The organism is Nocardioides sp., assembly GCF_051876515.1.
GTDB lineage: Bacteria > Actinomycetota > Actinomycetes > Propionibacteriales > Nocardioidaceae > Nocardioides.
The window spans coordinates 1-21,202 of record NZ_JBJEHY010000164.1; the positions used below are offsets into that span (position 1 = coordinate 1).

A 21,202-nucleotide genomic window follows, 5' to 3' on the forward strand; every position below is an offset into this window, starting at 1 on the left:
GTGTCCTCATGGGGCAGCCGCTGCTGGGCGTCCTCGGGTTCGTCGTGATGGTCGCTGGCGGAGCGCTGGCGGTCACCGTCGTCAAGCAGCCCCAGGGTGCGGTCACCCCGCGCGTCCGCGAGACCGGTCGTGGCGGCTTCGGCGTCGTCGACGGCGGCAAGCGTCACCACGCCCCTCGTGGCCGCGGTCGCTCAGGTGCTCCCTTCATGCAGCGCATGGAGGAGCGGTGGCGCCGCCGCCGTGAGCGCGGCTTCTGAGTGCGGCTTCTGACCACCCGCACCGGACGACTCACCTGGGCCCCGGGGCCCCCACCTTCTGCTCGTTCTCCTGAGCCAGCTCCGTCGGCTGCCGCACGACCGCGTCCGACGGGCGTCGTACCCCGAACACCGACCGCGGCCACCAGCGCGCCACCTGCGCCGCACGAGCCGGCACCGACGCCCTGACCGCAGCCACCACCGCGTCGAGGTCGGCCGCCGTCGACTCCCGGACGTACCCTTCAGCAGTGGGCGCGTAGCGCGCCACCTCGACGTCCCGCACCAGCCGGTCCAACGCGGCGGCCTGGAGCGGGGCGTACGCGCGCCCCGTTCCCGGCGCCAGTCCGTGGCTTCCCGGTGCGGCAGGGTCGGCGAGGTGACGTTCCACCAGGGCGCCGACCTGCCGCGGTGAACGTCCCTCGGGCCACGCGACGCCGTGGTCCACGAGGATCGCGCGCAGCTCGTCCCACGCCCCGACGGCCCCACCTCCCGACCGGGCGCGACGCTGACGTTCCCGGACGGTCCGCGGCACCAGCGCGAGCAGTCCGACCAGAGCAGCGACCAGGAGGGCCCACCCGGTCCGCGACGCCCACGTCGGCAGCGCCGTCTCGTCGGAGGCAGAGGCCTCCGGGGTCGTGGGGCGCTCCGGGTTCGTCGTGGTCGTCGGCGTGGTGGTCGTCGGCGTCGTGGGCGTCGCCGTCTCACTGGGGGTGGGACCCAACGGGTCCCGGGTGTACGCCGGGACGCCCGACGCGCGGGTCGACGGGGTGGGCTCGAACCGCACCCACCCGGCGCCGGGGAAGTAGAGCTCGGGCCAGGCGTGCATGTCCCACGCGGAGTACTCCCACGTGGTGTTGCCCAGCCGCTCCGGTGACAGGAAGCCCACGGCCACCCGAGCCGGGATGCCCTCGACGCGAGCCATCAGTGCCATCGCCGCCGCGAACTGCTCGCAGTAGCCGACCCGGCCGGTCTCGGCGTCCAGGAACGCCAGCAGGTCGGCCTCGTCGCTGCCCAAGGAGTCGGCCTGCGCCACGTCGTACCGGAAGCCACCACCGGTGCGGAACCAGTCCTGCAGGGCACGCGCCTTCTCGAACTTCGACGTCGCCCCGCGGGTCGCCTCCTCGGTGAGCCGGACCACCTCCGGGTGCAGGTCGTCCGGAACCTCGGAGAACCGCGGGTCCAAGCCGCTGGCCGTGCTGGCCGCCCGCTCCAGGATCCCGGCGTCCAGGTCGACGTCGAGGTTGATGAACCGGTACTCCTCGCCCCGGGTCGTGGCGTCACCCACGGCGAGGAAGTCACGCGTCGAGAGGTCGTAGCGCCAGCGCGGGCCGGCGTCGATGTACGTGGTGTTCGACAAGGTCGGCAGCCACTCCGAGGAGAACGTGTCGTTGATCCGGACCGCGTACTCGTTCTCGGTGCCCCCGACGTCGGGCGCCAGCCCCTCCGGCGCGGGGAGCAGGCCGTCGGCGACCTGGTCGCTGGGGACCTCGCGGTCGCCCGGACGCCACGCGCCGTCGAACTCGGTCAGGACGGAGAGACGCAGGTACGCCGGTCGCTCGGACGACTCGACCTGCAGCAACGTGTCGTCGGTGGGGCGTCGCAGGTCGCGTCGCATGTCGGCCACCGGGTTGTGCACCGTGATCCCGTCGCTGGCCGAACCCGTGCGACCGCCCTCGAGCAGGTCGAGCTGCGAGGCCGGGACCAGTGCGGGCACGAGCAGCGCGACCAGGATCGCCGGCACGCCCAGCAGCACGGCCCCGCGGGTCAACGACCGGTGCTGCACGGCCACGCCGTCGGGGCCCACGGTGGGGCCACGGCCCCAGTCCGCGACCTGGAGCAGGTGGAGCCGGTGCGCGGTGAGCAGGAAGAGACAGGCCGCGGCGACGAAGATCCACCAGTCGACGTCGTCGCCGAGCGCGGCGCTCGGCATGGTGTACGCCACCAGCAGGACCAGCCCGGCACCGCCCAGACGTCCCAGCCAGCCGACGATCGCCTCCACGGCCACCATGACGATGAGCCCCAGGGCCAGCAGCATCGGCACCACGCTGGACTCGCCGCCGGCCACCGGCGCGGCGTACCGGCGCGAGGACGCCACGGCGTCGGTGAACGCCTGCACCCCCAGGTCGACGGACTCACGCGTCGGCAGGACGTGGCCGGTCGTCCAGAACAGCCACAACCACGCCATCAGGAGGACCTGTGCGCCGAGCACGGCGATCCCCGGGACTCCCCACCAGCGGGCCACCGCCCCGAGCACCAGCACGGGGAGAGCCAGCAGGGCCAACGGCGCGACGAAGCGGGGGAAGTCCACCGCGACGGGGTGCCACGACAGCAGCACGACCAGTGCCGTCAGCAACGCGGCCAGGGACAGGCGCGCGTACGCGACCCAGCTGACGTTCAGGCGCGCCACAGCGAGGCCTCCTCGCCGCGGGCCGACAGCCTGCCCAGCTCCCGCCACCGCACGTCGAGGTCGTCCCCGGGGGCGAGCACGACCCCGCGCCACCCCGCTGCGACGAGATCACCGGGCAGCGGCGGCCGCTCCGCGGACGGGGCCCCGGTCCAGGCGTCGGCGTGGAGGTCGAGGGCCAGGGCCTCCGTCGACCGCATCGCGAGGCGCGCCAGGAACTGGCGGTCGCCGGGGAGGACCCGGCCCAGCACCGCCACCACCAGCCCGCCCTGCTCGGGCTCACTGAGCCACTGCGCCTCCGGCACGGGGAGCTGCGTGGCCTGGAGCACCGCCAGCTGTTCGAGGAGCGGGGCCAGACCCGCCGAGGGGTCGAGCGAGTGCCACCGGGCCCCGATGTCGTCCCCGGTGGCCGTCACCAGCCGGACGCTGAATCCGGCGCGGACCAGGTGTGCCGTCACCGAGGCGGCCACCTGGACGGCGACCTCCAGGGTGGAGGCCGGTCCCGAGCCGGCGTGGGCAGCCGCACGGTTGTCGAGGTAGACCGTGGCGCGGGACTGCCAGGGCTGCTCCTCGCGCCTGACCATCAGCTCGCCGGTGCGCGCCGAGCTGCGCCAGTGCACGCGCCGCAGGTCGTCGCCGCGCCGGTACTCGCGCACCGTGACGTCCTCGGCGCTGCCGGTGGCGAACGACCGGGGGCGGTTGTCGCCGGACCCCGTCCAGGCGCCGCCCAGCGTGACGGGCGTCAGCGGGACCACCCGCGGGGTCACGGTCACCTCGCCCACCGACGAGAACGGCCGGGGGAGCTCGGCGAGGCCGAACGGGTCGGTGACGCGCACCGACAGGGGGCCCAGCGGATGGCGGCCGCGCACGTCGCTGAGGGCCGCGTAGCGCACGCTGCGGCTGGCGCCCCCGGGAAGGCTCGCCAACACGAACCGCGGGCGGCTGCCCAGCACGTACGGGAGCGCCTCCTCCAGCAGCAGCACGCTGCTGGCCGTGCGCGACCTGTTGGTGAGGGTCAGCTCGACCTCGGTGCTCTGACCCACCATGACCACCGGCGGAGCGACCCGGCGCACCAGCCCCAGGTCGAGGCGCACCTTGGCCACCCGTACGGCCGCGAGGACCGGCAGCACCGCGAGCAGCACGCCGACCGGGATCAGTGACTGCTGCCCGGTCAGCCACGCGGCCACGCTGATCGAGATCCCGGTGGCGACGAACAGGCGACCACGGAAGGTCAGGGCGGCCAGGGTGGGGCGCACCGTCACTGCTCCGGTACGGGGACCCGGGACAGGATGTCGGCCAGGATGCTCTCGGGCCGCCGTCCACCCATGGCGGCCTCGGCGCTCGGGACCAGCCGGTGCGCCAGCACCGACTGGGCGGTGGCGTGCAGGTCGTCCGGGAGCACGTACCCGCGACCCGACATCGCTGCGACCGCCTTGGCGGCCCGGACCAGGTGCAGCGTGGCGCGCGGCGAGATGCCCAGCCGGAGGTCGGGGTGGTGGCGGGTCGCTGTCGCGAGCGTCACCGCGTACCGCTGCACGGGCGTCGCGACGTGGACCCGCCCGATGATCTCGGTGACCTTGCGGATCTCGGCCGCGTCGGTGACGGCCTCGAGGTCGTCGAGCGGGTTGTGGCTGGTGTGGTGGTCGAGCATGGCGATCTCGGCCGACTCGACGGGGTAGCCGACGGACACCTTGGCCATGAAGCGGTCGCGCTGCGCCTCGGGAAGGGCGTAGGTGCCGTCCATCTCGATCGGGTTCTGGGTCGCGACCACCATGAACGGGGCCTCGAGGTGGAAGGTCGTGTTGTCGACGGTGACCTGTCGCTCCTCCATGCACTCCAGCAGCGCCGACTGGGTCTTGGGGGAGGCGCGGTTGATCTCGTCACCCACCACGATGTTGGCGAAGATGCCTCCGGGCCGGAACTCGAACTCGCGGGTGTCCTGGTTGAAGACGGACACGCCGGTGACGTCCGAGGGCAGCAGGTCGGGCGTGAACTGGATGCGCTTGACCGTGGCGTCGATGCTGCGGGCCAGCGCCTTGCTGAGCTGCGTCTTGCCCACCCCGGGGACGTCCTCGATGAGCAGGTGGCCCTCGGCGAACAGCACCATCACGGCCGCGTCGACGACGGACCGTTTGCCCTCGATGACGCGCTCGACGTTGCTCCGGATCGTGGTCGCCACGCGGGCCACCAGGTCCAACTCGCTCGGCTGGCTCTCACTCACCGTGCCCGGCTCCCCTCGTGTGTGCGCGTGCCCGTGCGTGGGCGACCCGTGCCCCCACGCTAGGTGATCCCCGCAACATACCCGCGAGCTGCCGGGGGAGCGCGGGCGAGTTCCCTCCACTCTCCACCCTTCTCCCCACTTTCCTCCACCACGGCCCTCCACCGCCCTCCCCGCGCCGGTGGCCGGAAGGGCCGTGCCCAGGGCGACGGACCCGCGGTGAGCGCAGCCCCAGGCCTCTGACCTGCACGTACGTGACCTCCTGGGCGTGATCGCGCCCTCCCGCGACCCTGCGGCCACGGCCGTCGTGGACAGCCGGCCGAACCGCGGCGGAACGCCCTGAACACGCCGCGCAACACGCGTGAATTGAGTTGACGGTGGGGGGATGTGGAGTAAGGTGGTGGAAAGTGGGGAAGCAGGGGCGGCCAGGCAGGTCGGCTGGGTGTACTTGGGGAGGTGCCGGATGTTCTTCGGCACCTACACGCCCAAGCTCGACGAGAAGGGCCGGCTCTTCCTCCCCGCAAAGTTCAGGGACCAGCTGACGGAGGGGCTCGTGGTGACTCGAGGGCAGGAGCGATGCCTGACCGTGTGGTCGCTGGAGGACTTCGGTCGGCTGACCGACCGGCTCCGCGAGGCGCCGGTCACCAACAAGGCGACCCGTGACTACGTCCGCATGCTCTTCGCGGCGGCGTCGCAGGAGATGCCTGACAAGCAGGGGCGGATCAACATCCCCGCACCCCTGCGCGAGTACGCCTCGCTCCGCAAGGACGTGGTGGTCATCGGGTCGATGAACCGGGTCGAGATCTGGGACCCGACGGCCTGGAACTCCTACTCCGAGGAGCAGGAGCAGAAGTTCTCCGAGCTCAGCGACGAGGTCTTCCCCGGGATCTGAGGCAGGTCCCGGTCAGCACAACAGAACAACTGGTTCGGCAGCACCGCACTGCCAGGTCTCGTGCCCGCTCTCCGCGTGCCGTCTGGGGCACCTTCCCCGGCACCAGAAGGCCTTCCCAACGCCGGGAGCGGGCAGGGACCTGACAGTACGGCCGCCGAACAGAAGTACCCGGGGTGAGGGGTCTCCCCGGGCCGTTCCCCGCACACGCGGGGCAAGACGATTCAGGGGTCGAACAATGAGTCACATCCGTCACTTGGCACACGCTGCGGCCGTCGAGCCGCCGCGGGTCCGGCACCAGGCGCGCGACGTCCTGGCGCTGGTCGCCTTCTCCGCCGGTCTCTCGACCGCGGTGGCCTTCCTGCTCGTCCTGGTCGTCCGCCTGGGCGGGCAGGGCTGAGCATGACCGCCCCGAGTCACGCCCCCGTCCTGCTGGACAGGGTCGTCGAGCTGCTGGCGCCCGCGCTGGAGGCCGAGGGATCCGTCCTGGTCGACTGCACCCTGGGACTGGGTGGGCACAGCGAAGCCGTGCTGCAGCGGGTCCCGACGGCGCGCGTCATCGGAGTCGACCGCGACCCGACGGCACTGAGGATGGCCTCGGAGCGCCTCGCCCCGTTCGGCGACCGGTTCGTCCCCGCGCACGCGGTGTACGACGAGATCCCCGACGTGCTGGAGCGCAACGGGCTCGACCACGTCGGCGCCGTGCTCTTCGACCTGGGTGTCTCCTCCATGCAGCTCGACGTCGCCGAGCGCGGGTTCGCCTACGCCGCCGACGCGCCGCTGGACATGCGGATGGACCCCACCCGGGGCATCACCGCGGCGGAGGTCCTCAACACCTACGACGAGGCCGACATCGCGCGGGTCCTGCGGGTCTACGGCGAGGAGAAGTTCGCCAAGAGGATCGCCGGGGCCGTGGTGCGGCAGCGGGAGCGCCAGCCGTTCACGACCAGCGCCGGCCTTGTCGAGCTGCTGTACGCCGAGATCCCGGCGCCGGCGCGCCGGACCGGGGGACACCCGGCCAAGCGGACCTTCCAGGCGCTGCGCATGGAGGTCAACGACGAGCTGGCGGTGCTCCGCCGGGCGATGCCGGCCTCGCTGGAGGCCGTCGCCGTCGGCGGCAGGGTCGTCGTGGAGTCGTACCACTCGTTGGAGGACCGGCTGGTCAAGCGGGTCTTCGCAGACGCGACCCGGCTCGACGTCCCGCCGGACCTCCCTTTCATCCCCGAGGGCGCCGAACCCGCCTTCAAGAACGTGACCCGCGGCGCGGAACAGGCCGACGAGGTCGAGATCGAGCAGAACCCCCGCGCCGCATCGGTCAGGTTGCGCGCGGTCGAACGAGTCCTTCCCCCCACCCGAGGAGCCCAGCGATGAGCACTCCCGCACAGCAGGTGCGCACCCGTGCGCCGCGGATCGCCCAGCAGGCTGTCGAGCGGGCGCGGCTCAGCGTGGTGCCCCGGGTCCGCACCCGGGCGCCCAAGGTCCCGTTCATCGTGCTGGTCTCGCTGGTCCTCGTGGGTGGTGTGGTGGGACTCCTCATGTTCAACACCTCCATGTCGCAGGCCTCGTTCGCCTCGGCCAAGCTCGAGAAGCAGGCCGACGCACTGGCTGCCCGCGAGCAGACGCTGCAGCGAGAGCTGGAGGCCCTCCGCAACCCCCAGCGGGTGGCCACCCAGGCCCAGCAGATGGGCATGGTGGTGCCGCAGTCGCCGACCTTCCTCGACCTCCAGGACGGCACCGTGACGGGGCCCGCCGCGCCTGCGGTGGCCGAGGACCGTCTGCAGCTGGAGGGACGCCGCGCCGTGAAGCCGGCCGAGCTCGAGCCGGAGCGCACCGTGGTCAAGGTCCGGGGCGACAAGGCCGGCCGCGAGGCGGCCAGCCGCGACGGGGCAGGCAGCGCGTCCGGGGCGCGACGGGGCGAGTGACCTCCCGAGCCCCACGGCGCGCCGCCGACCGAGCGGCGGCACCCACTTGTAGAACGGTTCTGGACCACCACCAGCAGTGCCGGGGACCCGATCCCCGCTGAACAGGACGGAGCAGTCGTTGCCCTCCAGCAAGCCAGCCCCTCGACGTACGGGCCGAGCGAGCGGACGGCGGTTCGACCGGGGCCGGCCCCTGCTTCGGCTCCGCGTGGGGTTCATCGTCATTGCGATGGTCTTCTCGTTCTACGGCGCGCGGCTGATCCAGGTCCAGGGCATCGACCCGAAGTCGTTGGCCGACCTGGCAGCGGCCGAGGGCGCCGTCAGCGTCACGCTGCCGGCCGCGCGGGGAGACATCGTCGACCGCAACGGGGTCAAGCTGGCCGGTTCGGTGCAGGGCAAGATGGTCGTCGCAGACCCCTCGTTGAGCGCGCAGGACGCCCCGGAGATCGCCACGATCCTCGCCGAGGAGCTCGACCTGGACTACGCCAAGACCCTGGCCCTGCTCCGTGGACGCACCGAGGGCAGCCGCTTCGAGTACCTCGCCCGCCGGGTGCCGAGCACCCAGGCGACCGACACCCTGGCCAAGCTCGACGAGGCCGGGTACGACGGCGTCTTCCTCGAGGACGAGCCGCTGCGCGACTACCCGGGCGGCGACGTCGCGGCCAACCTGGTCGGCATGGTGGGCACGGACGAGCCGCTCAGCGGCTTCGAGCTGACCTTCGACAAGCTGCTCTCGGGCGTCGACGGCAAGGCGACCTGGCAGTCGTCGTCCAGCAAGGGTGTGCGGATCCCGCTGCGTGAGTCGACGCTGAAGGAGCCGAAGAACGGCCAGACCCTCTCGCTCACGATCGACCAGGACCTGCAGTGGTTCACCCAGAACGTCCTGGCCCAGACCGTCCAGCAGTACGGGGCCGAGTCCGGTGCCGCCATCGTCATGGACCCCCGCACCGGCCAGATTCTGGCGCTCGCCGACGCGCCGACCTTCGACCCCAACAAGCCGGACGAGGCGCGGCGCGAGGACATGGGCTCGCGCGCCATCAGTGACGTGTACGAGCCCGGCTCGGTGGCCAAGGTCCTGACGGCGGCCTCCCTGATCGACGCCGGCAAGACCACGCCGCGGCAGCGGTTCAAGGTCCCCGGCCAGCTCGACCGTCAGGACCGTCCGATCGGTGACTGGTGGGACCACGGCACGCTCCGCTACACGCTGACCGGGATCATCGCGAGGTCCTCCAACATCGGCACCGTGCTGGCCGCGGACGCGTTCTCGCCGAGCGAGCTCGTCGGCTACCTGCGCAAGTTCGGGCTCGGCAAGCGCACCGACATCGGGGTCCGCGGCGAGAGCGGCGGCATCCTCGAGTCGGGGGACACCATGACCTCGCAGACCAAGGACCGCGTCACCTTCGGCCAGTCCATGTCGGTCAACCTCGTCCAGATGGGCTCCGCCCTGAGCACCATCGCCAACGACGGCGTGCGCGTCTCGCCGAGCATCGTCTCCGGCACCGCCACCACCGACGAGGGCAAGGAGGTCGGCAGCGACCTCAGCACCTCGGAGCGGGTCGTGAGCGCCAAGGCCGCCCGCGACACGGCGCTGATGATGGAGAAGGTACTCGACCCCGAGGACGGCGTGGCCAAGGTCGCCCAGGTGCAGGGCTACCGCGTGGCCGGCAAGACGGGTACGGCCCAGCGGGCCTCCGAGGAGTGCCGGTGCTACGACGGCTCGGTCACGGTCTCGTTCGGCGGCTTCGCGCCGGCCGACGACGCCCGCCTGACCGTGTACGTGGTGGTGCACGACCCCAAGAGCGTCCGCAGCGGTGGCGCCGTCGCCGGACCCGCCTTCTCGCGCATCATGGGTTACGCGCTCAAGCGCTACGGGATCGCCCCGACCGGCACCAAGCCGTCCGACCTCCCGATCGAATGGTGACGGAGGACGCACGGTGACCGGGCGCGGCGACGTCGGCTCCCCGGTGGGTCCTGCTCAGGGATACGCTCGCCGGATGGTTGCGCTCTCGGCCCGCCCGCGTACGACGGTCCCGGTCCCGCTCGACACCTTGGCGGCCGGGATCTCGGCCGTCACGGAGGTGCAACGTCGGGGAACGGGGCCGGTGGAGGTCACCGGGGTCACGCTCAGCACCGACCGGGTGAGCCCGGGAGACCTGTACGCCGCCCTGCCCGGCGCGCGTGCGCACGGGGCGGACTTCGCCGCGAAGGCACTGGCCGCCGGTGCCGTCGCCGTGCTGACCGACCCTGCGGGCCTGGACCGCCTGGCCGACGACGTGCCCGCGCTGGTGGTCGCCTCGCCGCGGGCGGTGCTCGGCAGCGTCGCGGCGCAGGTCTACGACCACCCCGCCACGGCGATGCGGATGATCGGCGTCACCGGCACCCAGGGCAAGACCACGACCACGCGCATGCTGGACGACGCGCTCGGGGCGGCCGGGGTCCCCTCGGCCGTGATCGGAACCGTCGGCACCCGCGTCCTGGGCCAGGACGTCCCCACCAAGCTCACCACCCCCGAGGCGCCGGACCTGCACGGCCTCTTCGCGATGATGCGCGAGGAGGGGGTCCAGGCGTGCGCGATGGAGGTCTCCAGCCACGCACTGGCACTGGGCCGCGTCGACGCGGTGCGCTTCGACGTCGCCACCTTCCTCAACCTGGGGCGCGACCACCTCGACTTCCACGCCGACGTGGACGAGTACTTCGCCGTCAAGGCCTCGCTCTTCACGCCCGGGCGCTCCGTGCGCGGACTGACCAACCTGGACGACGAGCACGGCCGGCTCCTCCTCGACGTCGCCGGAGTGCCGATGTCCACCTACTCCCTGATCGATGCCGGTGCCGACTGGACGGCGCACGACGTACGTCTGGGGACGCTCGGCTCCGCGTTCGTCGCGCGTGGCCCCGAGGGGCAGGAGTGGCCCGTGAACGTCTCCGTCCCGGGCGAGTTCAACGTCTCCAACGCCCTGGCCGCACTGGCCTCCGCCGCGATGGCGGGTCTGGACGGCGCCGCCGTGGCCGCCGGCTTCGCCCACGGACACGGTGTCCCCGGCCGCCTCGAGCGGGTGCCCGGCGACCAGCCCTTCACGGTCGTCGTCGACTACGCGCACAAGCCGGACGCGCTCGAGGCCGTGCTGACGACGCTGCGTCCCGTCACCGAGGGCCGTCTGGTCGTGGTGATCGGGGCGGGTGGCGACCGCGACACGGGCAAGAGGCCGCTCATGGGCGAGATCTCCGCGCGCCTGGGCGACGTCGTCGTGGTGACCGACGACAACCCGCGCACGGAGGAGGCCGGCGCCATCCGTGCCGCCGTGCTGGAAGGAGCCCGGGGTCACGGGGCCGAGGTGCTCGAGGTGGGGGACCGCCGCGAGGCGATCCGTACGGCCCTGGGCCTGGCGCGAGCCGGTGACGTGGTGCTGCTCGCCGGCAAGGGGCACGAGACCGGGCAGGAAGTGCAGGGAGTGGTGCACCCGTTCGACGACCGCACCGTGGCTGCTGAGGAGTTGGACCGACTGTGATTCCCATGACGCTGACCGAGATCGCCGAGGTCGTGGGCGGCACCGCGCACGGTGAGGCGACGGTGACCGGGCCGGCCTTCCTGGACACGCGGGCCGCCGAGCCGGGCGGACTGTTCGTGGCGCTCGCGGGCGAGCACGTCGACGGGCACGAGTACGCGCGCGCCGCGATCGACGGCGGGGCCGCGGCGGTGCTCGCCTCGCGTCCGACCGAGGGCCCCACCGTCGTCGTGGACGACGTCGTGGACGCGCTGGGGTGCCTGGCCCGCCACGTGCTGGACCAGCTCCCGGACGTGCGCGTGCTGGCGGTGACCGGGTCCCAGGGCAAGACCGGCGTCAAGGACTACCTGGCCCAGATCCTCGAGGTCACCGGTGAGACGGTGGCCACCGCGGGCAACCACAACAACGAGCTGGGCGTCCCACTCACCGTGCTGAGGGTGACGGAGCGGACCGCGTACCTGGTCGTGGAGATGGGCGCGCGCGGGCAGGGGCACATCGCCTACCTGTGCAAGGTCGCGCCGCCCCACGTGTCGTGCGTGGTCAACGTCGGGTCGGCCCACGTCGGTGAGTTCGGGGGCCGGGAGGCCATCGCGCGCGCCAAGGGGGAGATCGTCGAGGCCCTGTCCTCCGACGGTGTCGCCGTGCTCAACATGGACGACGACCTGGTCAGCCCGATGACACGTCGCACCCACGCCCGGATCATCGGCTTCGGGTCGACCGCCCAGGTGCACGCCAACGACGTCCTGGTCGACGACGAGGGCCGCTGCTCGTTCAACCTCGTCACCAGTGAGGGGAGCGCGCCGGTACACCTGCGCCAGATCGGACGTCACCAGGTGCAGAACGCCCTGGCGGCCACGGCGATGGCCACCGCCCTCGGGGTCGGGCTCGACGTCGTCCCAGCCGCTCTCAACGCGGCCGAGCCACGCTCACGCTGGCGGATGGAACGCCTGGAGCGTCCCGACGGCCTCGTCGTGGTCAACGACGCCTACAACGCGAACCCCGAGTCGGTCGAGGCGGCGCTGCGGGCGCTGCTGGACCTCGGACGCGTGGGGCGTCGTACGGTCGCGGTGCTGGGGGAGATGCGGGAGCTGGGCCCCGACACGGAGTCGGGGCACCTGAGGGTCGGACGGTTCGCCGCCGAGCACGGTGTCGACGTGGTTGTCGCGGTGGGGGAGCCCGCCGCCGGCATCGCCCGGGGGGCCGAGTCGGCCGTGGGATGGGCGGGCACCGCCGTCCACACGGCAGGTCGTGACGAGGCGCTCGAGTGGTTGCGACAGAATGTCTCGGCTGCCGACGTCGTCCTGGTGAAGGCCTCACGGGGAGCGGCGCTGGAACACATCGTTGAAGGACTGATCGTGGAAGGGACGACGGCCCCATGAGAGCCATTCTGCTCGGCGGAGGTCTCTCCCTGCTGATCTCGCTGATCGGCACGCGGTACGCGATCCGGGTGCTGGCGCGCCGTGGGTACGGCCAGGAGATCCGTGAGGACGGTCCGACCTCGCACCACACCAAGCGGGGCACGCCCACGATGGGCGGGATCGTCATCATCCTCGCCACGGTCGTCGGCTACTTCGTCGCGAAGCTGATCACGGGACAGACACCGTCGGCCTCCGCGCTGCTACTGCTCTTCCTCTTCGTCGGGATGGGGCTGGTCGGGTTCCTCGACGACTTCATCAAGATCAGCCGCCAGCGCAACCTCGGTCTGCGCAGCCGCGCCAAGATGATCGGCCAGACCCTCGTCGCCGTCGTCTTCGGACTGCTGGCGATCTCGCCGTGGCTGGAGGACGACCGTGGTCAGAGCCCCGCGTCGCGGCACCTCTCCTTCCTGCGCGACCTGGAGAGCTGGACCATCCCGACGGTGCTCGTGATCATCCTCATCTGGGTGATCGTGGTGGGCACCAGCAACGGCGTGAACCTGACCGACGGACTGGACGGCCTCGCGACGGGTGCCTCCGCGATGGTGTTCGCCGCGTACACGGTGGTCAACATCTGGCAGTGGGGCCAGTCCTGCGCCCAGAACGCCGGTCCCAAGTGTTACGAGGTACGCGACCCGCTCGACCTGGCGGTGGTGGCCGCAGCCATCACCGGCGCCTGTTTCGGCTTCCTGTGGTGGAACGCCTCGCCCGCCCAGATCTTCATGGGCGACACCGGCTCGCTCGCGCTCGGCGGTGGCCTGGCCGGTCTGGCGATCCTCACCCGCACCGAGCTCCTCCTGGTGATCCTCGGCGGCCTGTTCGTCCTCGAGACGCTCTCGGTGATGCTGCAGGTCGGCTACTTCAAGGCCACCAAGGGCAAACGACTGCTGCGGATGGCACCGATCCACCACCACTTCGAGATGCTCGGCTGGGAGCAGGTGACGGTCGTGATCCGGTTCTGGATCATCACCGGCCTCTGCGTCGCCGCCGGCATCGGACTCTTCTACGCCGAGTGGGTGGCGGGAGCAGCATGAGCACCCCTGTCCCTGACCCCGGGTCCCGACTCGTCGAGATGCTCGGACGTCGAGACTCCTGGGAGCAGGTCAACGCCGTCGTCGCCGGGTTCGGCGTCTCCGGCTTCGCGGCCGCCGACAACCTGCTCTTCCTCGGGGCCGACGTCACGGTCCTCGACGAGCGCTCCAGCGAGGAGAAGGCCGAGAAGGCCGAGCTCCTGGAGACCCTCGGCGCCGACATCCGGATGGAGGCCGGCGCCACGGCCACGCTGCCCGACGACGTCGACGTGCTCGTCACCTCGCCGGGGTGGGTGCCCACCGCGCCGCTGCTCGCTCAGGCCCGCGAGCGCGGCATCCCGATCTGGGGAGAGGTCGAGCTGGCGTGGCGCCTGCGCGACCCCGAGAACCAGGCGCCCTGGCTCGCCGTGACCGGGACCAACGGCAAGACCACGACGGTCCAGATGCTCGAGACGATCCTGCACACCGCGGGGCTGCGCACCGCAGCCGTGGGCAACGTGGGGCGCCCGATCGTCGAGGTCGTCATGGACCCCACGCCGTACGACGTGCTGGCCGTGGAGCTGTCCAGCTTCCAGCTCCACTACACCCAGTCGATGGCGGCGCAGTCGGCTGCCGTGCTCAACCTCGCCGAGGACCACCTCGACTGGTACTCCGGCCCCGGCGCCATGACCGCGTACGCGGCCGACAAGGCCCGGATCTTCGAGCGCGTCGAGCGGGCGTGCGTGTACAACGTCGCCGACCCCGCCACCGAGGAGATGGTCCGCGGTGCTGAGGTGAGCGAGGGCGCCCGCGCCATCGGGTTCACGCTCGGCATGCCGTCGGTGGGGCAGATGGGTCTGGTCGAGGACATCCTCGTGGACCGTGCCTTCATCGAGGAGCGGGCGACCAGCGCCGCCGAACTGTGCACCCTGGGCGACCTGGCGTCGCCCGCCCCGCACTTCGTGGAGAACGCCCTCGCCGCGGCCGCGCTGGCCCGCAGCCACGGGGTCAGCCAGCAGGCGGTCCGCGACGGCCTGCGGGCATTCCGGCCCGACGGGCACCGCATCGCGCTGGTGGCCCAGGCCGACGACGTGCGCTGGGTCGACGACTCCAAGGCCACCAACCCGCACGCGGCCCAGTCCTCGTTGCGCGCCTACGAGTCGGTCGTGTGGATCGCGGGCGGACTCGCCAAGGGGGCCCACTTCGACGACCTCGTACGCACGCACGCGGACCGTCTGCGCGGGGTCGTGCTGCTCGGTCGGGACCGCCACGTGATCGCCGACGCACTTTCACGACACGCCCCCGATGTTCCCGTGATCGTCCTCGACGGCGGCGAGACTGGGGATCCGATGGACCACGCAGTCCGCGCGGCCGCCGGTCTCGCCCGCCCGGGCGACACCGTGCTTCTCGCGCCGGGGTGCGCATCCATGGACATGTACGCCAACTACGGCGCGCGCGGCGACGCGTTCGCCGCCGCCGTGCGACGGCACACCGGGCCCGGTCACTGACCTGACGACGAGAGGGGAGAGCGTCCGATGACGACGGCGAACCCCGAGGACGTCAGGGGCCGTGTGCCCGGGCTGCAACGGCTGGCGGCGGTGCGGGAGACGGGACGAAGCGTCCTGGCCCACCCGCTGGCGAACTACTACATGCTGCTCGGCGCGGTGGCCCTGCTGCTGACCATCGGCCTCATCATGGTCCTCAGCGCCTCCAGCGTGCGTGCGTACATCTACCTGGACGACTCGTACGCGATCGTGAAGCGCCAGCTCATGTGGGTGGCGATCGGCATCCCTGCGGCGGTCATCGCCTCGCGCCTGCCGATCCGGTTCATCCGCGCGCTGGCCTGGCCCGCGTACGGCATCTCGCTGGCCCTGCTGGCGATGACGTTCTTCCTCGGCGAGTCCCGCAACGGCAACCAGAACTGGTTGGCGCTGGGACCGTTGGCCATCCAGCCCTCCGAGATCGCCAAGCTGGCGCTCGTGCTGTGGGCGGCACACGTCTTCGCGCTCAAGGAGCGCAAGCTCGACACCTACCACCACCTGATCATGCCCGTGGTGCCCGGCATGGCGATCGCGACCCTGCTGGTCCTCCTGGGCAAGGACCTGGGGACGGGGCTGGTCTTCTTCGCCCTGATGCTCGGCATGCTGTGGGTGGTGGGCGCCCCGTTGCGCCTCTTCGGTCTCGGCGTGACGCTGCTGGGCTCCATCGTGGCCGTGCTGGCCCTGGTCGACACCGAGCGGCTCTCCCGCATCACCAACTTCTCCGACCCGTTCAAGGAGTACCACGACGCCGGGTGGCAGCCCGCGCACGGACTCTTCGCCCTGGCCACGGGCAACGTGTTCGGGCAGGGGATCGGGGGCTCGACCCAGAAGTGGGGCGACCTGCCGGAGGCGCACACGGACTTCATCTTCGCGGTGCTCGGCGAGGAGCTCGGGCTGGTCGGCACCCTGCTGGTGGTCGGCCTCTTCCTGGTGATCGCCTTCGCCGCGATCCGGGTGGCCGTGGCCGCCGAGGAGCCGTTCGTGCGCTACCTGACCTTCGGGATCGTGGTGTGGTTGATCGGCCAGATGATGATCAACATCGGGATGGTGCTCGCCGTGCTCCCGGTCATCGGCATCCCGCTGCCTCTCATCTCGTACGGTGGCTCGGCCCTGCTGCCCTCGCTGGTGGCGCTCGGGCTGGTGGTCGGCTTCGCCCGTCGGGAACCGGCGGCGGCCGCCCTGATCAAGGCCCGCAAGGGCGGAGCCGGCACGGTGAACGCGTCCGGACCCGCCTCCACCGCGCGTCGTTGACCGCCCCCGCGTCCCGATCCGTTCCCGCTCGATAGGTTTGTCCAGATGCGCGTACTTCTTGCTGGCGGTGGCACCGCCGGCCACACCTCACCCCTGATCGCCACGGCGGACGCCCTGCGTCGCCTCGACCCCTCGGTCGAGGTCACGGCGCTCGGGACGCCGCGCGGGCTCGAGAACACGGTCGTCCCGGAGGCCGGCTACCCGCTCGAGCTGATCCCGCCGGTGCCGCTGCCGCGCAAGCCGTCGGCCGACCTGCTGCGAGTGCCGGGCCGGCTGCGCGACGCGGTGCGCAAGACCCTCGAGGTCTTCGACCGGGTGCGCCCCGACGTGGTCGTCGGTTACGGCGGGTACGTCTCGATGCCGGCGTACCTCGCGGCCCGGCGCCGCAAGCTGCCGCTGGTCGTCCACGAGCAGAACGCCGTCCCCGGCCTGGCCAACAAGGTCGGCGCCCGGGTGGCGGACCGGGTGGCCGTCAGCTTCCCCGACACGCCCCTGCCGAAGGCCGAGTTCGTGGGGCTGCCGCTGCGCCGCATGATCTCCACGCTCGACCGGGGCGCCCTGCGGGCCGAGGCCCGTGCGCACTTCGGCCTCGACGTCGACCGTCCGACCCTCCTGGTGACCGGTGGTTCGCAGGGCGCGCTGCACCTGAACGAGAGCGTGTCGGCGGCGGCTGGTGCCCTGGCCGCGGGAGGGGTGCAGGTCCTGCACGTGGTGGGGCCCAAGGGCGCCGTCACGCCGGCTCCCTCTGCCGTCCCGTACGTGGTCGAGAACTTCGTCTCCCGCATGGACCTCGCGTACGCGGCCGCCGACCTGGTGCTGTGCCGCGCCGGTGCCAGCAGCGTCTCGGAGGCCGCCGGCACCGGCCTGCCCGCGATCTTCGTGCCCCTGCCGATCGGCAACGGGGAGCAGGAGCACAACGCCCGTCCCGTCGTGGACGCCGGGGGCGCGCTGCTGGTCGACAACGCCGCGCTGAGCGCCGAGTGGATCGCCGCCACCGTCCCCGCCCTGGCCAACGACTCCGTGCGCCTGGCCGCCATGGGGGCCGCGGCCGCCGCCCTCGTCCCGCTCGACGCCGACGAGCGTCTGGCCCGCATCGTCCTGGAGAGTGCCCGGTGAGGATCCCGGTCCCTGAGGTCCTGCTGAGCGCCGAGGAGCTGGGCCGCGTCCACTTCATCGGCATGGGCGGGGCCGGCCTGTCGGCCATCGCGCGGATCATGGCGCGCCGTGGCCTGCCCGTGACGGGCAGCGACGACCAGGACACCCCCTTCCTGACGGGCCTGCGTGAGCTGGGCGTCACCTGCCACCTCGGGTACGACGCGGCGCACCTCGGTGAGGCGGACACGGTCGTGGTGACCACGGCCGCCCGCGAGGACAACCCGGAGGTGCTGGAGGCCCGTCGTCGTGGGTTGCGGATCCTGCCGCGCTCGGCCGGTCTGGCCGCGGTGATGGCCGGGCAGCGGGTGCTGGCCGTGGCGGGCACGCACGGCAAGACGACCACCACGGGTCTGCTGACCTCGTCGCTGGTGCGGGCGGGGCTCGACCCGACGTACGCGGTCGGCGGGGTGCTCAGCGCGACGGGCCGCAACGCCGACGCAGGCTCCGACGACGTCTTCGTCGCCGAGGCGGACGAGAGCGACGGGGCCTTCCTCGTCTACCGGCCGTACGCGGCCGTCGTGACCAACGTCCAGCCCGACCACCTCGACAACTGGGGGACCGAGGAGGCGTACCGCGAGGCGTTCGAGCAGTTCGTCGACACCGTCGACCCGGCCGGCTTCCTGGTCTGCGTGGTCGACGACGAGGGCGCGGCGCGCCTGGCCCGGTACGCCCGTGGCCGTGGTCTGGCCGTGGTGACGGTCGGGGAGTCGGCCGACGCCGACCTCCGGGCCGTGGACGTCGTCCTGGACGGCACCCGGTCCGCGTGCACCGTGGTCCGCGACGGCGTGGAGCTGGGTCGGATGGAGCTGCGGATCCCGGGACGCCACTACGTGCTGGACGCGCTCGCCGCGCTCGCCGCCGGACTGCGCCTGGGACGGCCGGCCGACGAGCTCCTGGCCGGGCTGGCCGAGTTCGCCGGCACCGGACGGCGCATGGAGCTCAAGGGTGAGGCGGCCGGGGTGCGCGTGTACGACTCCTACGCGCACCACCCCGCCGAGATCGCCGGAGACCTCGCCGCAGCCCGGTCGGTCGCGGGGGAGGGGCGCGTGGTGGTCGCGTACCAGCCGCACCTCGTGTCCCGCACGCGCCTGATGGGCGTCGAGATGGGGCAGGCCCTCTCGGCCGCCGACGAGGTCGTGGTGATGGACGTGTACGTGGCCCGCGAGGAGCCGGACCCCGACGTGACGGGAGCCCTGGTCGCCGGCGCCGTCGACCTCCCGGCGGACTCCGTCCGATTCGAGCCCGACAACGCGGCCGTCCCCGGCCTGCTCGCGGGGATCGCCCGACCGGGTGACCTCGTCCTGACCCTGGGGGCGGGCGACGTCACCCAGGTCGGACCGAAGGTGCTCGACCTGCTCGTGGCCGGGGTCGATGGCTGAGCAGGCCTCCGAGCAGCAGGACGAGGCCCGGAGCAAGCAGGAGCAGCGCACGCGCCAGCGGTTCGCCCGACGCCAGTGGGCGCGCCGTTGGGGTGCGCTTCGCTACGTCGTGGCGCTGCTGGTTGCCGTCCTCCTCGCGCTGACGGGTGCGTGGTTCGTCCTCTTCTCCGACTACCTGTCGGTGCAGCACGTCAAGGTGCAGGGCGCCGACATCCTCACCGACCGGCAGGTCTCCGACGCGGCCAAGGTCCCGGTGGGGGAGCAGCTCGCCACGGTCGACCTCGCCCGCGTGCGTTCGCGGGTCGCGGCGCTGGCGGAGGTCAAGTCGGTCGACGTGACGCGCGAGTGGCCCGACACCGTACGGATCACCGTCGTCGAGCGCACCGCGGTCGCCGTCGTCAAGATCGCCGGCACCTGGCGTGGGCTGGACGCGCTGGGGGTGCCGTTCCGCGAGTACCCGCGCCCGCCCGGCGACCTGCCGCGGGTGCACGCGAGCAGCAACGCCCAGGGTGACGCGCTGGCCGAGGCGGCGCTGGTCGTCGCCTCGATGCCCGCCGAGCTGGCCGCCAAGGTGGACCACGTGGAGGTCGAGACCATCGACCGCATCTCGTTGGCACTGCGCAGCGGCCGGTCCGTGCAGTGGGGGAGCAGCGAGGAGTCGGAGCTCAAGGCCGAGGTGCTGCTGAAGCTGCTCGCGGCGCACAAGGCCGACTCGTACGACGTGAGCGTGCCCGGCAACCCCACCGCCGGCTGACGCGTCGCCGCGCCCGGCGGGGCCCGGGCAGCGGGTGCCGTGCGATTCCGGACAGGTTCTGGGAAATGTCGCGCCACGCCGCGTGTCGTCCCGGGACGCGCCTCCCGGCTGTCTAGAGTTTTGGTCAACGCGAGGTTGACATAACTATAACCCTCAGGTTCACCGTTAGGGTTTTCGCTCGGCACCTCAACCTCGTGTGAGCACTTCACGATCGCCCGTCGATCCGACACACCACCCGAAACACACACGAGAGGTCCTGGACCCGTGGCAGCAGCGCAGAACTACCTGGCGATCATCAAGGTCGTCGGCATCGGAGGAGGCGGCGTCAACGCCGTCAACCGGATGATCGAGGTCGGCCTCAAGGGGGTCGAGTTCATCGCGATCAACACCGACGCCCAGGCGCTGCTCATGAGCGACGCCGACGTCAAGCTCGACATCGGTCGTGAGCTGACGCGCGGACTCGGTGCCGGCGCGAACCCCGACGTGGGCGAGAAGGCCGCCGAGGACCACGCCGACGAGATCGAAGAGGTCATCAAGGGCGCCGACATGGTCTTCGTGACCGCCGGCGAGGGCGGTGGCACCGGCACCGGTGGCGCCCCCGTCGTGGCGCGCATCGCGCGCTCGCTGGGCGCCCTGACGATCGGTGTCGTCACGCGCCCCTTCGCCTTCGAGGGTCGCCGTCGCGCCAACTCCGCCGAGGAGGGGATCAGCAAGCTCCGCGAGGAGGTCGACACCCTCATCGTCATCCCCAACGACCGGCTGCTCTCGATCAGCGACCGCAACGTGTCGGTCCTCGACGCCTTCAAGCAGGCCGACCAGGTGCTGCTGCAGGGTGTCTCGGGCATCACCGACCTGATCACCACGCCCGGCCTGATCAACCTCGACTTCGCCGACGTCAAGTCCGTCATGGCCAACGCCGGCTCCGCCCTCATGGGCATCGGTTCGGCCCGTGGTGACGAGCGTGCGGTCCAGGCGGCCGAGATGGCCGTCTCCAGCCCGCTGCTCGAGGCCTCGATCGAGGGCGCGCACGGCGTCCTGCTGTCGATCGCCGGCGGCTCGGACCTCGGTCTGTTCGAGATCAACGAGGCGGCCGCACTGGTCGCCGACGCGGTGCACCCCGAGGCCAACATCATCTTCGGTGCCACCATCGACGACGCCCTGGGCGACGAGGTGCGGGTGACGGTCATCGCCGCGGGCTTCGACGGCGGCATGCCGAAGCGCCGCGCCGAGGGCAACGTGCTGCGTCCCTCGCAGCCGACGCAGACGCAGGAGCAGACCCGTGCCGCGGCGGCACAGGTCCAGGCGACCCGCCAGGCGCCGGTCCAGCAGGCCCAGGTGGCTCAGCCGAGCAAGCCCGCCGCGCCCGCCCAGCAGGCGCCGGCCGCCCCGTCGCAGCCGCAGCGCGCCCCGCGTCCGGTCCAGTTCGACGACGACGACCTCGACGTTCCCGACTTCCTGAAGTGAGGTGACGTGTTCTCCGTACGGAGGACCATCGCCGGTGGTCCGCAGG

17 protein-coding genes and 1 pseudogene are annotated in these 21,202 nt (G+C 72.1%); 15 read left to right on the plus strand and 3 right to left on the minus strand.

Annotated elements, in window-relative coordinates; translation table 11 throughout:
* Window positions 1-257, plus strand: a pseudogene (locus ACI379_RS12370) (DUF3040 domain-containing protein); the annotation flags it as partial.
* Window positions 258-288: 31 nt separating this feature from the next.
* On the opposite strand, the gene ACI379_RS12375 reads toward ACI379_RS12370, so the two are convergent.
* The 3 genes from ACI379_RS12375 to ACI379_RS12385 are packed head-to-tail and all read right to left on the minus strand — an operon-like array spanning window position 289 to window position 4,879.
* Window positions 289-2,661 (minus strand): transglutaminaseTgpA domain-containing protein, encoded by a 2,373-nt coding sequence (locus tag ACI379_RS12375; protein WP_439792395.1) that lies wholly within the window; start codon window positions 2,659-2,661, stop codon window positions 289-291.
* Complete coding sequence (locus ACI379_RS12380) at window positions 2,649-3,914, minus strand: DUF58 domain-containing protein (protein WP_439792396.1); 1,266 nt, start codon at window positions 3,912-3,914, stop codon at window positions 2,649-2,651. The genes ACI379_RS12375 and ACI379_RS12380 overlap by 13 nt, the downstream gene beginning before the upstream one ends.
* A 2-nt stretch (window positions 3,915-3,916) precedes the next feature.
* Window positions 3,917-4,879, minus strand: coding sequence for an AAA family ATPase (locus ACI379_RS12385; RefSeq protein WP_439792397.1), 963 nt, complete (start codon window positions 4,877-4,879; stop codon window positions 3,917-3,919).
* 460 nt (window positions 4,880-5,339) lie between these two features.
* On the opposite strand from ACI379_RS12385, the gene mraZ reads away from it, so the two are divergent.
* From mraZ to ftsZ, 14 genes are all read left to right on the plus strand, one after another.
* The gene (mraZ, locus tag ACI379_RS12390; RefSeq protein ID WP_439792398.1) at window positions 5,340-5,768 is read left to right on the plus strand and encodes a division/cell wall cluster transcriptional repressor MraZ; all 429 of its coding nucleotides are present in this window, start codon (window positions 5,340-5,342) and stop codon (window positions 5,766-5,768) included.
* A gap of 235 nt (window positions 5,769-6,003) precedes the next feature.
* Entirely contained in the window at window positions 6,004-6,165 is a 162-nt protein-coding gene (locus ACI379_RS12395) for a hypothetical protein (protein ID WP_439792399.1), read from the plus strand.
* A 2-nt stretch (window positions 6,166-6,167) separates the two neighbouring features.
* Window positions 6,168-7,136, plus strand: coding sequence for a 16S rRNA (cytosine(1402)-N(4))-methyltransferase RsmH (gene rsmH, locus ACI379_RS12400; protein ID WP_439792400.1), 969 nt, complete (start codon window positions 6,168-6,170; stop codon window positions 7,134-7,136).
* Complete coding sequence (locus ACI379_RS12405) at window positions 7,133-7,687, plus strand: hypothetical protein (RefSeq protein ID WP_439792401.1); 555 nt, start codon at window positions 7,133-7,135, stop codon at window positions 7,685-7,687. Before rsmH ends, ACI379_RS12405 begins: the two co-directional genes overlap by 4 nt.
* Before the next feature lie 226 nt (window positions 7,688-7,913).
* On the plus strand, window positions 7,914-9,605 hold the full coding sequence (locus tag ACI379_RS12410) for a peptidoglycan D,D-transpeptidase FtsI family protein (RefSeq protein ID WP_439792402.1): 1,692 nt from the start codon (window positions 7,914-7,916) through the stop codon (window positions 9,603-9,605).
* Window positions 9,606-9,678: 73 nt separating this feature from the next.
* A complete protein-coding gene (locus tag ACI379_RS12415; RefSeq protein ID WP_439792403.1) occupies window positions 9,679-11,190 on the plus strand; it encodes a UDP-N-acetylmuramoyl-L-alanyl-D-glutamate--2,6-diaminopimelate ligase in 1,512 nt (503 codons plus the stop codon).
* A 5-nt stretch (window positions 11,191-11,195) separates the two neighbouring features.
* Complete coding sequence (locus tag ACI379_RS12420; protein ID WP_439792404.1) at window positions 11,196-12,566, plus strand: UDP-N-acetylmuramoyl-tripeptide--D-alanyl-D-alanine ligase; 1,371 nt, start codon at window positions 11,196-11,198, stop codon at window positions 12,564-12,566.
* Window positions 12,563-13,636 (plus strand): phospho-N-acetylmuramoyl-pentapeptide-transferase, encoded by a 1,074-nt coding sequence (mraY, locus tag ACI379_RS12425; RefSeq protein WP_439792405.1) that lies wholly within the window; start codon window positions 12,563-12,565, stop codon window positions 13,634-13,636. The genes ACI379_RS12420 and mraY overlap by 4 nt, the downstream gene beginning before the upstream one ends.
* The gene (murD, locus tag ACI379_RS12430; RefSeq protein WP_439792406.1) at window positions 13,633-15,120 is read left to right on the plus strand and encodes a UDP-N-acetylmuramoyl-L-alanine--D-glutamate ligase; all 1,488 of its coding nucleotides are present in this window, start codon (window positions 13,633-13,635) and stop codon (window positions 15,118-15,120) included. The genes mraY and murD overlap by 4 nt, the downstream gene beginning before the upstream one ends.
* 27 nt (window positions 15,121-15,147) lie before the next feature.
* Window positions 15,148-16,404, plus strand: a complete 1,257-nt coding sequence (gene ftsW, locus ACI379_RS12435) for a putative lipid II flippase FtsW (protein WP_439792407.1) — start codon at window positions 15,148-15,150, stop codon at window positions 16,402-16,404.
* A 45-nt stretch (window positions 16,405-16,449) separates the two neighbouring features.
* Complete coding sequence (murG, locus tag ACI379_RS12440; RefSeq protein ID WP_439792408.1) at window positions 16,450-17,520, plus strand: undecaprenyldiphospho-muramoylpentapeptide beta-N-acetylglucosaminyltransferase; 1,071 nt, start codon at window positions 16,450-16,452, stop codon at window positions 17,518-17,520.
* Window positions 17,517-18,938 carry a UDP-N-acetylmuramate--L-alanine ligase gene (gene murC / locus ACI379_RS12445; protein WP_439792409.1) on the plus strand — a complete coding sequence of 474 codons (1,422 nt, stop codon included), beginning with the start codon at window positions 17,517-17,519 and terminating at the stop codon, window positions 18,936-18,938. The genes murG and murC overlap by 4 nt, the downstream gene beginning before the upstream one ends.
* Window positions 18,931-19,692 (plus strand): cell division protein FtsQ/DivIB, encoded by a 762-nt coding sequence (locus ACI379_RS12450; RefSeq protein WP_439792410.1) that lies wholly within the window; start codon window positions 18,931-18,933, stop codon window positions 19,690-19,692. The genes murC and ACI379_RS12450 overlap by 8 nt, the downstream gene beginning before the upstream one ends.
* Before the next feature lie 264 nt (window positions 19,693-19,956).
* Complete coding sequence (ftsZ, locus tag ACI379_RS12455) at window positions 19,957-21,156, plus strand: cell division protein FtsZ (protein WP_439792411.1); 1,200 nt, start codon at window positions 19,957-19,959, stop codon at window positions 21,154-21,156.
* Window positions 21,157-21,202 lie beyond the last annotated feature (46 nt).

Bases quoted from the DNA above. Each gene is read 5' to 3' on its own strand.
- ACI379_RS12420 (WP_439792404.1), top strand. From the start codon at position 11,196: ATGACGCTGACCGAGATCGCCGAGGTCGTGGGCGGCACCGCGCACGGT.
- ftsW (WP_439792407.1), top strand. From the start codon at position 15,148: ATGACGACGGCGAACCCCGAGGACGTCAGGGGCCGTGTGCCCGGGCTG.
- ACI379_RS12450 (WP_439792410.1), top strand. From the start codon at position 18,931: ATGGCTGAGCAGGCCTCCGAGCAGCAGGACGAGGCCCGGAGCAAGCAG.
- ACI379_RS12395 (WP_439792399.1), top strand. From the start codon at position 6,004: ATGAGTCACATCCGTCACTTGGCACACGCTGCGGCCGTCGAGCCGCCG.
- ACI379_RS12410 (WP_439792402.1), top strand. From the start codon at position 7,914: ATGGTCTTCTCGTTCTACGGCGCGCGGCTGATCCAGGTCCAGGGCATC.
- mraZ (WP_439792398.1), top strand. From the start codon at position 5,340: ATGTTCTTCGGCACCTACACGCCCAAGCTCGACGAGAAGGGCCGGCTC.
- ACI379_RS12415 (WP_439792403.1), top strand. From the start codon at position 9,679: ATGGTTGCGCTCTCGGCCCGCCCGCGTACGACGGTCCCGGTCCCGCTC.
- ACI379_RS12405 (WP_439792401.1), top strand. From the start codon at position 7,133: ATGAGCACTCCCGCACAGCAGGTGCGCACCCGTGCGCCGCGGATCGCC.
- mraY (WP_439792405.1), top strand. From the start codon at position 12,563: ATGAGAGCCATTCTGCTCGGCGGAGGTCTCTCCCTGCTGATCTCGCTG.
- murG (WP_439792408.1), top strand. From the start codon at position 16,450: ATGCGCGTACTTCTTGCTGGCGGTGGCACCGCCGGCCACACCTCACCC.
- murD (WP_439792406.1), top strand. From the start codon at position 13,633: ATGAGCACCCCTGTCCCTGACCCCGGGTCCCGACTCGTCGAGATGCTC.
- rsmH (WP_439792400.1), top strand. From the start codon at position 6,168: ATGACCGCCCCGAGTCACGCCCCCGTCCTGCTGGACAGGGTCGTCGAG.